Genomic DNA, 11,501 nt, shown 5'->3' with positions numbered 1-11,501 from the left:
ACCGTCACGCCACTGCTACGCAGTGACCAGAACGCCATCCGAACCTGATGAGAGAAACCCGGGTGAACCATCGCAAACATCCCTAATGATCAGGCACGTTGCAACCACCGCTCGAATCCGCCCGTAGCCTGCTACGAAGTTCCACTCACATGGGTCACCGAAGGTGATGCACTTCCTGCAGCCCGTAGACCGGGGTGTCGATACCCTCGTAGCGCGCCTTGATCTGCAGTGCGAGGTAGAGCGAATAGTGCCGGGACTGGTGCAGATTGCCGCCGTGGAACCAGAAGTTCTCCTGCTGCGTCGGCTTCCACATGTTGCGCTGTTCGCCCTCCCACGGACCGGGATCCTTGGTGGTGTTCGAGCCGAGGCCCCAGCACTTGCCGACCTTGTCCGCGGTCTCCTGATCGATCAGATCGGCGACCCAGCCGTTCATCGAACCGTAGCCGGTGGCGTAGACGATGAGATCGGCCGGGAGCTCGGTTCCGTCGTCGAGGACCACCCCGGTCTTGCTGATCCGATCGACTTGTCCGGCAACGAGTTTGATCTTGCCGTCCGCGACCAGCTCGGATGCGCCCACGTCGATGTAGTAGCCCGAGCCTCGCCGCAGGTACTTCATGAACAGGCCCGAGCCGTCGTCACCGAAGTCGAGTTGGAAGCCGGCCTTCTGGAGCCGATCGTAGAAGTCCTTGTCCTGCTCCGCGATCTGCTGATACACCGGAATCTGGAACTCGTGCATGATCCGGTAGGGCAGGGACGCGAACGTCAGATCGGCTTTGTTCGTGGTCATTCCGGACTCGACGGCCCGCTCGGAGTACAGATCTCCGAGCGCGATCTCACACAGCGAATCGGACTTGACGATGTGCGTGGACGAACGCTGCAGCATCGTCACGTCGACGCCCGTCTCGTACAGCGCCTTGCAGATGTCGTGCGCGGAATTGTTGGAGCCGACCACCACGACGCGCTTGCCGACATAGGCGTCGGGACCGGGGTGTTCGCTGGAATGATGCTGCTCGCCCTCGAATTCGTCCATGCCGGGGAAGCTCGGCACGTTCTTCTTACCGGACATTCCGGTGGCCATCACCAACTGTTTGGGCCGCAGAATCACTTCTTCGCCGTCGCGGTCCACGACGACGGTCCACTCCTTGGCGGTTTCGTCGTAGGTAGCGGACTTCGCAGTGGTCTTGCTCCAGTACGGCACCTCCATGACCTTGGTGTACATCTCGAGCCAGTCGCCGATCTTGTCCTTCGGCGCGAACACCGGCCAGTTCGGCGGGAACGGTAGGTATGGGAGGTGGTCGTACCAGACCGGGTCGTGCAGGCACAGAGACTTGTAGCGCCCGCGCCACTGGTCGCCGGGGCGTTCGGCCCGGTCGACGACGATCGCCGGCACACCCAATTGCCGGAACCTCGCGCCCAGAGCGATGCCGCCCTGACCGCCGCCGACGACGAGTGCGTACGGCTGCACGCTGTAGCCGAGCTCCTTCTCCTCGATCTCCTTCTTCTCGGCCCAGTTCTGGGTGTCGGCATTCGAGCCGTGCACCGCACCCTTGATGCGCGACGCGCCCTGCCGCTCCTCGTGGCCCTTGAGTTCCTGCATCGTGGTCAGCAGAGTCCAGGCCACGTCTTCTCCCGTGTCGGCGTCCACTGTCAGGCGCAGGTGTCCCTTGCCGCGGCTCGTGGCGGTCTCGAACTCGATCCACGCCGAGACCACGCCGTCCGCCTCGTCAGGGGTCTCGGTGGTGTGAAAACCCGTCGGGTCGGTGTCGTCGAGCCGCTCGGAGAGCATGTCGGCGACGCCGTCGCGGCCCTCGACGGTCTTGAGATTCCAGGTGAACGTGACGAGATCGCGCCAGAAGCTGCTGACGGCGAACATGCCGGCAACCCGAGGGATGTCCCTCGCGACCAGGGCGTCCTCGAAGTTCGACAGCCAGGCGTCGACCCGTTCCTGTGGACTGCGCGTGCGGGTGATCTCGACGGGCTCGATGGTCTGGGTCATGAAAACTCCTAAGCAATTCGTGGTGCCGTGTATGTGACCCAGCACACTCCGTTCGTGGGGCTGGGTCGAGAGTTGCAATGCGTTGCAGCGGTTCATGCCGGTGACAGCTTCTTCAACCCCAACGACTGGAATCCGACGACGTAGATCAACGTCCACAGCACCAGCCAGTCGATGAACCCGAGAGCGTTCCCGGAGATACCTGCCGCCACGACGGGCTCGTGCAGGACGTGCTCCGCGACGACGAAGTAGTAGGCCAGGAACGTGCCGATGGCCAAGGCGAAGGTCAGCACCGCTCGTCCCGCCGCGGGGAAGCGATTGCCGAAGCCGTTCGCCCAGAAAATCATCCAGAAGGCCCAGCAGACTCCGATCTGTGCTGGGAACTGGTCGATGACGGAGCCGAGCTCGGCGGTGGCGTCCGAGCCGACCAGGAGTTTCGCCAGCGGGACCATGAGGAAGTAGATCGCGGTGCCGAGAACCGCGTTGCCGACCGTCGCCGCCAGGGCGGTCCGTCCGCCGCCGCCGGCCAGTTTCCACGGCCAGTTGTCGAGGGTCTGGCCGGTGAGGATCACCGAGACGACGATTGAGTAGAACCAGCCGAGTGCGGTGTCAACGGACATCAGTGGATCGGTGGCCGAGAGCGAGACCGAGGGCAGTCCGAACACGAAATACAGCGCCAGAGTCGGCACGGCGACGAAGGCGATCTCGCACAGTCCGATCAGCGGCTGCTTCATACGCAGTACGGTCCACGGCCAGTGCTGCCAGTTGAGGACCACCATGACCCAGGTTCCGAATCCGAACAGCACGAACAGAGCTCCGGCGAAGTAGCCGAGGCCGCCCTCCCGAGTGCCGGCGAAATCCGGATACAGCGCACCGAGGCCGCTGCCTAGGATCCAGGTGACGGCAACGGCGAACACTGCCGTCGAGGCCAGGATGGCAAGCCCGCGCATCGGTTGCTTCAGCGAGTCGAATCCGGCGAATTCGCAATCGAATCCGATGAACACGATGAACAGAATTGCCCAGAACAGCGCGGCGTTGAAGGGGAGGGGATAGAAGTTCCATGGACTGGTGGTCGGGTCTGCCAGCAGGTACCACGTCGCAAGCGACACGGCCGCCACCACGGCGAGGTTGGCGACTCCGAACAAGATCCAGTTGCCCTGTGACCGAGCGATTTTCGACTTGCTCAGTGGGCGGTCTGCGGTTGCGGTCATGGACTGCTCGTTTCGGTGTGAGCGACAGTGGACGCCGTCACTATGAGCTGAATCACACCCCACCGTCAGGGTTGCGGGAGGTTGCATTGCGGCCGGCGCACTGCAACGCACTGCAACCCTGGCGGTTGTGCTCCGGGTCACATAAACCTGTGTGCATCCAATCCAGTCAGGAGTGAAAACCGATGCGCGCAGCTGTGTATTACGGACCCAACAAGGTGGAGATCACCGACGTTCCCGAGCCCCATCCCGGTGAAGGGCAGGTCAAGGTCAAGGTCGGGTTCAACGGAATCTGCGGAACCGACCTGCACGAGTACTACGCAGGACCCATCTTCATCCCCACCTCCCCGCATCCGTTGACCGGCCAAGAGATGCCGCTGGTACTCGGGCACGAGTTCTCGGGCACCGTCACCGAGCTCGGCCAGGGCGTGACCGGCATCGCGGTGGGCGACCGCGTCGCCATCGAGCCGCTCTACCGCTGTGGACACTGCGGGCCGTGCCGGGCGGGCAACTACAACATCTGTGCGCAGATCGGTTTCCACGGACTGATGTCCGACGGCGGAATGGCCGAATACACCGTCGTGCCCACCGACATGATTCACGCCTTGCCCGACAATGTCTCGCTCGAACTCGGAGCCCTCGTCGAGCCGATGTCGGTCGCCTATCATGCTGCGACACTGGGAGATCCGAAGCCCGAGGACACCGCGATGGTCTTCGGAGCCGGGCCCATCGGTATCGGACTGTGGTTCGCGCTCCGCGGCAAGGGACTCGACAACGTCTACGTCGTCGAACCGTCGCCGACGCGTCGAGCATCGATCGAGGCCCTCGGTGCGAAGACCCTCGATCCGACGGCCGTCGACATCCCGGCCTACATCGCCGATCTCACCGACGGCAAGGGTGCCGACGCCATCTACGACGCGGCCGGCGTGCAACCTGCCGTCGAGACCGCGCTCGGGTGCATCGGTGCGCGCAAGCCGTTGGTCAGTGTCGCGATCTACGAAAAGCCCCTGACCACACCGCTGCAGAAGTTGGTGATGAACGAATCGCGCATCCAGGGCTCACTCTGCTACACCGCCGCCGACTACGAGGCCGTCATCGATCTGATGAGCCAGGGCCACTACGACACGACGGGGTGGGTGGACAAGATCGCGCTCGACGGTGTCATCGACGACGGGTTCGAGGCGCTGCACGCAGGCACCAAAATGAAAGTCCTGGTTGACCCTTCGGCTGGAGCATCGGCATGAGCGCGGTGTTGGTGACCGGTGCCGGTCAGGGCATCGGCCGGGCCATCGCGTTGCGGCTGGCGAACGACGGTCACGACATCGCTCTTGCGGACCTGAACGAGGACAAGATTTCCGGCGTGGCCGACGAGGTGCGTCGAACAGGCTCGAAGGCAACGACATTCGTGGCCGACGTCAGCGATCGCGACCAGGTCTTCGCGGCCGTCGAACACACCCACGAGGCGCTGGGCGGGTTCGACGTCATCGTCAACAATGCGGGCATCGCGCAGGTGGCACCGCTCGACGACGTGCGGCCGGAGGACGTCGCGAAGATCTGGGCCGTCAACGTCGACGGCGTGCTGTGGGGAATTCAGGCTGCCGCAGCCAAATTCAAGGCGCTCGGCCAGAAGGGCAAGATCATCAACGCGTCGTCGATCGCCGGTCACGACGGGTTCGCGATGCTCGGGGTCTACAGCGCAACGAAGTTCGCCGTTCGTGCCCTGACTCAGGCGGCGGCCAAGGAGTACGCGGCCGAGGGCATCACCGTCAACGCGTACTGCCCCGGCGTTGTCGGCACCGACATGTGGGTGACCATCGACAAGCGCTTCGCCGAGTTGACGGGCGCAGCGGAAGGCGAGACCTACGACAAGTTCGTCGGCGGCATCGCCCTCGGTCGCGCGCAGACCCCGGAGGACGTGGCGGCGTTCGTCTCGTATCTCGCCGGACCCGACTCGGACTACATGACGGGCCAGGCACCGTTGATCGACGGTGGTCTGGTCTATCGGTAACCCCCGTTGATGTCGATCTGTGAGCTGGAGCACAATCGACTGTGATGACGCAGTCGACAGGCCCCGAACCTGCGCTGGCGGCCGGCGAAGACCCGCGCCGCTACGCGCAGATTCTCACTGCCGTGTACGACGCGACCATGACCGGCGGTAAGTCGCCCGCGCGTCCCCGCGAGGTGATCGGTGACTCGTGGCGGCGGTTGCAGACCCTGGGCATCGACCCCGAACTGGGCAATCCCGCCGAAACGCAGATGGACGTCTCCGACCTCGAGCTCACGCGTCGGGAATCGGGTTTGTTCGACATCCTCGACGATCTGGCCCGCGGCCTGGAATCGGTGGTGCAGGACGGCGACAACATTCTCGTCGTCGCCGATCGGCACGGCCGGGTGCTGTGGCGCAGTGGATCGACCGCCGTACTCGACCGCGCCGACAACCTCGGCTTCGTCGAGGGTGCCAACTGGGCCGAGGATTCGGTGGGCACCAACGCCATCGGAACGGCACTGGTCTCGGGGCGCGCGGTGCAGATCTTCTCGGCCGAACACTATGTGCGCAGCCATCATTCGTGGACGTGCGCCGGAGCGCCGATCCGGGACCCGCGGACCGGCCGTGTACTCGGAGCCATCGACGTCAGCGGACCGGCCAAGACGGTGCATCCCACCACCATCGCGCTGGTCGACGCCGTCGCACGGTTGGCCGAATCTCAACTGCGCGAGATTCATCGGAGCACACTCGATCGACTGCGTTCGGTGGCCGCTCCGATGCTCGCGCGATTGCAGTCCCCGGCCCTGGCCGTCGACGCGAACGGCTGGGTCGCGGCCGTCGAATCGGTAGCGCTGCGCAATCGCATCCTGCTGCCCGAGGATCTCGCGACGGGACGCTTCTGGCTGCCGACCCTCGGCGTGTGCGATTTCGAGCCCCTGCCCGGTGGATGGCTGGTGCGCCCGACAGGCGCTGCGGAATCGTCTGTTGCGGACTCGGGCAACACAACGAGAATTCGCATCGACCTGCGCAGTTCGCAGAAGCCTCGCATCGAAGTGCGCAGTGAGGTGGGGGAGTGGACCCACGAACCGACGCCCCGGCACGCCGAGATCCTGTACCTGCTCGCCACCCATCGCCAAGGACGGACCGCGGCGCAGATGGCGGCCGATCTCTTCGGCGACGACGGCCGTGCGATCACCGTGCGGGCCGAAATGTCTCGGCTGCGCAAACACCTTGCGGGCATCATCTCCACCCAGCCGTATCGGTTGGACGAATCGGCGACCGTGGAGGTGATCACGCCGTCGGACATGAGTCGGTTGCTTCCGCATTCGTCGGCCCCGGCGATCCGGGCGGCACGGGGCTGAGCCGTAGCGCAGAATCGGGTAATGAAGCGCCTCGCCCGAATCCTCGACGCCTCGGATCCGGGGCAGGTACGGCTGCGCAGTGCGTCGGCGACGACGCTGACGGTGCTGTTGGCGATGGTGACGCTGGTGCTCACCACGCGCGCCATCGGCCAACCGGTGACGGTGGCGATGCTCGGAACCGTGGTGGCGATGCAGGCGTCGGCGGCGGTGAAGGACAAGGACCAGCGCAGTCGGCTCATCACCACCGCACTGATGGCGCTGCCGGCGTCGGCGGCAGTGACGTTGGCGGCGTTGCTCTCCGAGCTCGGCAAGGTGGCCGACGTCGGCTTCATCGCGGTGCTGTTCGCGGCAGTGTGGGTGCGCCGGTTCGGCCCTCGCGGCACGGCGCTGGGGATGGTCGCGTTCATCTCGTATTTCTTCGCGCTGTTCCTGCGCGCAACCCCGGGCCAACTGCCGATGTTGATCGCGGCGATCCTCGGCGGACTGGCGATCGCGTTGTTCGTGCGAGCCGTCATTTTCCCGGACCGGCCGGTCGTGGAGGTGCGCCGGCTGCTGTTCGCGATGCGGGCGGTATCGGCCTCGGTGCTCGAGGCAGCGTCGGCAGGGGAGAGTCGCGACCTGAACCTGGTGCGCCGCAGGCTCGATCGGCTCGGCAACACCGCGTTGATGATCGACGACTGGCTCGATCGGCACGACGCCGGTCAGCTGCTCAGCGTCACCAGCACCGATCTCTCGCACCGCGTGTTCGACGCCCAGATCGCAACCGAGCAGCTCGTCAGCTCGCTGTGGGCGCTCGACCCGGCCAAACCATGGCCGACAGCGTTGGGGCAGGCGACGACGGCGCTCGGGTCGGTTCTGCAGAACACGCCGTCCTCGGAACAGCTTCGGGCGGCGCGCCGGTTGGCCGCGACGGCTGCCGAGCGTGCCGACCCGTCGACCCCCGCAGGCATCGCCACGGTCTCCGCGCAACGAGCCGTGCAGTCGCACATCGCGATTCATCACATCACCACCAATGCGGTTGCCATTGATGCGGGTCCTCGAGTCGTCCCCGAACCTGCCACGAAGGACGAGCCGAGCGGACTGAACCCCAGCACCAAGGCCGCGATCCAAGTGGCCGTCGCCACCAGTGCCGCAACGGTGCTGGGTGAACTCGTCTCTCCCGACCGCTGGTATTGGGCGGTGCTGACGGCCTTCCTGGTGTTCACGGGGGCGTCGACGCGGGGTGAAATCCTCACGCGGGCAGGCCAACGCGTTCTCGGAACCATTGCGGGCGTGCTCGCCGGGGTGGTGATCGCCGCACTGGTGGGCAGTAACCAACCCGTACAACTGGTGTTGATCGTCGTCTGCGTATTCCTCGCGTTCTACCTGGTGACCGTCGCCTATGCGCTGCTGTCGTTCTTCGTGACCATTCTGCTCGCGATGCTGTACGGGCTGCTGGGCACGTTCAGTATCGAGGTGCTCGAGCTTCGGATCATCGAGACCGCCGTCGGCGGTCTCGTCGGAATGGCGTCGGCCTACTTCATCTTCTCGACGAGCACCCGAAAGACACTGGTGGGCAACGTCGACACCTATCTCGAGCAGTTGGACACGCTGATCGAATCGAGCGTCGAATCGGTTCTCGCGCCGGGAAGTGCAACCGATCTGGTGGCGTCGACGCGGACGCTCGACAATGCGTTGAAAGACGTTCTGACGTCCGGTAAGCCACTCGTGCTCGGGCCGACCACCCGCAGCAGACGTGGCGCGAAGCACCTGTTGCGGGTGCTGGCCGTCAGCAGCCGATCAGCGCACGCACTGGCCCGGGCCGGAGTGCTCGCCTCCCGCGCCGATACGCAGACGGCTCCGTCGGACGAGACTGCACAGGCTCTGCGCGACGCCGCGGCCCTGGTGCGCGACACCGCACGCCAGGTGGAGGCAGTGGTCGCCGGGGAGCACGTCGATCCACCCGAGAAAATCACCGAGACAACGGTATTGGACGTGTTACTCACCTCCACCGATGCGCCCGGTCCGCTGCGGGGCGCGGTGCGAGCATTGAACACGATGAACCGAACATTGGCGGATGTGTTGGCTCGGGCTTGACCTTCACACAGTGACAAGGTCTTGGCTGACCGTCATGAACTCGATAAATCTCGTAGCCGGGGCACTCCAGCACCGCAATCCGTCGGTCCGTCTCAGGGCTGCACTCGACATCGGGACTTCTCCGGATCCACGGTACCTCGACGCGCTGCTGCAACGGTGTGCCGTCGAACCCGATTTTCAGGTGCGAGAAATGTTGACGTGGGCACTGATTCGACTTCCCGCGTCGTCGACGGTTCCGCGGCTGATCGAGGAGGTGCGCACCGGAGGGCCACTCGCTCGCAGCCAGGCGTTGCACACGATGTCCAAGATCAAGGATCCGTCGGCGTGGCCGGTGATCACCGAGGACGTGATCTCCGATTCCGACGACGAGGTGGCACGCAGCGCCTGGCGAGCCGCGGTGGTCCTGGTGCAGTCAGGAAGTGAAGGATTATTGGCGACGATGCTGTCCACCCAACTCGGACGAGGTGGCCACGACGTCCAGCGCAGTCTCAGTCGCGCGCTGGTTGCGCTCGGATCGGTGATCGAACCGATGGTGCGGGAGGCCGCGTCGAGCAAGGACGTCGCCGTTCGCATCCACGCGTTGGCCACCGAGGCTCTGCTCCGAGATCCGGACGCCGGGTTCGCAGTCTTCGAGGCCACACGAGTCGATGCCCTTGGCGCAGCCGACACTACGAGGTGAGATGGACAGATGCTGATCGGTGAGGTTGCTCGGCGTTCGGGTGTCAGTGCGCGCATGCTTCGGCACTACGACAGGCTCGGACTCGTACGCCCGACATCTCGTAGCGGCACCGGCTATCGCGAGTACGCCCCGGACGATGTTCGACGTCTCTTCCACGTCGAATCGCTGCGTTCGCTCGGGTTGTCGCTGCACGACGTCGGTCGCGCGCTCGACGATCCCAGTTTCGCGGCGTCGGGACTCGTCGACGAGCTTGCGGCGCGAGCCGAGGAACGCATCGCGCGAGATACCGACCTGCTCACGCGGTTGCGTCGAATCGGCGACCCGCGGCCGGAGGACTGGGAGGACGTACTCGGCACCGTCGCGCTGCTCGGTGATCTGCAGTCGGTCAGCGCCGGGAAGCGGCAGGCGGCGGCGCTGTCGTCTGCCGGAGATCGACCCATTCCGGCGGATGCGTTGGCGGAAGCGGTGCTGCGCGAGCCTGCGCCCAATGTTGCGGGCGCGCTTCGGTGGGCCCTCGCTCGGACAGGGGGCGACGCCCTGGTGGCGCTCCGGGAAGGTCTGAACTCATCGGACCCCGAGATGCGACGCCGCGCGGTGGACACCGTCGTCGAGATATCTCACCCCGATTCCACCGAGGTGTTGCGGGAGGCGCTGGCCCACGACGACGAGCAGGTCAGCCGGGTCGCTGCGCTGGAATTGGCTGCGCGTGGGGTGGCCGATGCGGTCCCCACGCTGATCGAGATGGTGCATGACGGCACCAACGATGTGGATGCCGCCGATGCGCTGGGCATGATGGGCTCCGCGGACTCCATCGTCGCGGCTCTGATGGACGGGCCAGGAGATGCGCCGACGCGACTGCGAGTGACGCAGGCACTGGCGAGTATTCCGGGGCAGGCAGCCTCACGCGCCTTGCAGGGCTTGACCCGAGACACCGAACGCTCGATCGCACTGACGGCCGAGTACATCCTCGGCCGGCGGGAATGAGCCCTTTGGGTACCGTCGGATGCATGAAGGCATTCGGACTTTTCGCGGCATTGATGATCACTTCGGCCCTGACTGCCTGCGCCACCCCGACCACCCCGGCTGCACCCGCCGAACCGGTCGCCGAGAATCAGGTGACCGTCGCCGATCGGATGTACTCGCCGGCAACGTTGACGATCTCGGTGGGAGACACCGTCACCTGGGTGTTCGCCGACCGCGGCATGGCCCACAACGTGGTCGCCGACGACAACTCGTTCCGCAGCGCGCTGATGGAAACCGGGCAGTTCACGCACACCTTCGACACCGCGGGCACGTTCACCTACCACTGCACCCCGCATCCGGACATGACGGCGACTGTTGTCGTCGAACCGTGATGGACTGAGCACATGACGGCACCGACCCGGGGACGCAGCATCGCCGCACCCCTCGGCGTGGCTGCCGCCGGTGTCGGCGGGTTGGTGTTGTTGCATGTGCGTGACCCACGGACCTCGACGTATCTGCCCTGCCCGTTGCACGCGCTGACCGGACTGTGGTGCCCGGGATGTGGCACGACGCGGGCTCTGGGTGACCTCACTCGCGGAGATATCGCCGCGGCTGCGTCGAGCAATGTCGTTGCGGTTGTGCTCGTTGTCGTTGCCGTCGGGGTGTGGGGGCTGTGGCTTCGAGCACGATGGACGCAGAAGCCTCTGACGTTGCCTCGCCCGAATCGCCCGGCTGCTGCTGTGCTGGTCGCCCTACTGACCGTCTTCACCGTGGTGCGCAACACCCCGTGGGGCACCACGATCGCTCCGACCTGAACCTCTAGGAGGAACTGTGTTGCTGGAAATCTTCTCGATCATCGTGCTGCTGGGTGTGCTCATCGCGCTCATCCCCACGGCCCGCCGCGTGTTCAAGAAGGGTGACGACGAATGAGCGACTCTCTGCGGGATCGCGTCCGCGCGAAACTCCTCGCACAACTCGCCGACGACGGAGGCACCGCTGCCGAACAGGCAGAAGGAGACGACCCACGCCTGAACGCCCTGCGCGACGATCTGGAGGCACTCGACGCGGCGCAGGACGGTGACCCGATCATCGACGACATCGCCGCAAGGCACTGGGTGCCCTGACCGCCTCCCCTTGGGGAGTCAATGTGACGTTGAGTGGACTTTTCGACGGTCGATGTCACGTCGAGTGGACTTTTCCGGGGTCCTCGCTTGGTGCACAGTTGAGGTGCATC

The 11,501-nt window shown here is 65.2% G+C and carries 11 protein-coding genes; 9 read left to right on the top strand and 2 right to left on the bottom strand.

The window, feature by feature from the left end; genetic code table 11:
• Window positions 1-154: 154 nt before the first annotated feature.
• Both MTX34_RS05455 and MTX34_RS05450 read right to left on the bottom strand, forming a co-directional pair.
• A complete protein-coding gene (locus MTX34_RS05455; protein ID WP_243608710.1) occupies window positions 155-1,996 on the bottom strand; it encodes an NAD(P)/FAD-dependent oxidoreductase in 1,842 nt (613 codons plus the stop codon).
• Window positions 1,997-2,088: 92 nt separating this feature from the next.
• On the bottom strand, window positions 2,089-3,204 hold the full coding sequence (locus tag MTX34_RS05450) for a hypothetical protein (RefSeq protein WP_243608709.1): 1,116 nt from the start codon (window positions 3,202-3,204) through the stop codon (window positions 2,089-2,091).
• Window positions 3,205-3,386: 182 nt separating this feature from the next.
• Here MTX34_RS05450 and MTX34_RS05445 point away from each other — a divergent pair, with 182 nt between their 5' ends.
• The 9 genes from MTX34_RS05445 (at window position 3,387) to MTX34_RS05405 (ending at window position 11,391) form a co-directional block, all read left to right on the top strand.
• Window positions 3,387-4,445, top strand: a complete 1,059-nt coding sequence (locus MTX34_RS05445) for a 2,3-butanediol dehydrogenase (RefSeq protein WP_243608708.1) — start codon at window positions 3,387-3,389, stop codon at window positions 4,443-4,445.
• Window positions 4,442-5,209 carry an acetoin reductase gene (locus MTX34_RS05440; protein WP_243596943.1) on the top strand — a complete coding sequence of 256 codons (768 nt, stop codon included), beginning with the start codon at window positions 4,442-4,444 and terminating at the stop codon, window positions 5,207-5,209. Before MTX34_RS05445 ends, MTX34_RS05440 begins: the two co-directional genes overlap by 4 nt.
• 44 nt (window positions 5,210-5,253) lie before the next feature.
• Window positions 5,254-6,549 (top strand): GAF domain-containing protein, encoded by a 1,296-nt coding sequence (locus tag MTX34_RS05435; protein WP_243608707.1) that lies wholly within the window; start codon window positions 5,254-5,256, stop codon window positions 6,547-6,549.
• A 21-nt stretch (window positions 6,550-6,570) separates the two neighbouring features.
• Entirely contained in the window at window positions 6,571-8,625 is a 2,055-nt protein-coding gene (locus MTX34_RS05430) for an FUSC family protein (RefSeq protein WP_243608706.1), read from the top strand.
• Between the two features lie 34 nt (window positions 8,626-8,659).
• On the top strand, window positions 8,660-9,304 hold the full coding sequence (locus MTX34_RS05425) for a HEAT repeat domain-containing protein (protein ID WP_243608705.1): 645 nt from the start codon (window positions 8,660-8,662) through the stop codon (window positions 9,302-9,304).
• Window positions 9,305-9,313: 9 nt separating this feature from the next.
• A complete protein-coding gene (locus MTX34_RS05420) occupies window positions 9,314-10,288 on the top strand; it encodes a MerR family transcriptional regulator (RefSeq protein WP_243608704.1) in 975 nt (324 codons plus the stop codon).
• Window positions 10,289-10,311: 23 nt separating this feature from the next.
• Complete coding sequence (locus MTX34_RS05415; protein ID WP_243608703.1) at window positions 10,312-10,659, top strand: plastocyanin/azurin family copper-binding protein; 348 nt, start codon at window positions 10,312-10,314, stop codon at window positions 10,657-10,659.
• 12 nt (window positions 10,660-10,671) lie between these two features.
• Window positions 10,672-11,082 carry a DUF2752 domain-containing protein gene (locus MTX34_RS05410; RefSeq protein ID WP_243608702.1) on the top strand — a complete coding sequence of 137 codons (411 nt, stop codon included), beginning with the start codon at window positions 10,672-10,674 and terminating at the stop codon, window positions 11,080-11,082.
• Window positions 11,083-11,193: 111 nt separating this feature from the next.
• Entirely contained in the window at window positions 11,194-11,391 is a 198-nt protein-coding gene (locus MTX34_RS05405) for a hypothetical protein (RefSeq protein WP_243596936.1), read from the top strand.
• The last annotated feature ends 110 nt before the right edge of the window (window positions 11,392-11,501 follow it).

The sequence above is a fragment of the Rhodococcus sp. ARC_M5 genome, assembly GCF_022810405.1.
GTDB classification, from domain to species: Bacteria; Actinomycetota; Actinomycetes; order Mycobacteriales; family Mycobacteriaceae; genus Rhodococcoides; species Rhodococcoides navarretei.
Note: the sequence above shows the minus strand (reverse complement) of the source record. Positions and strands in the feature narration are given on the sequence as shown.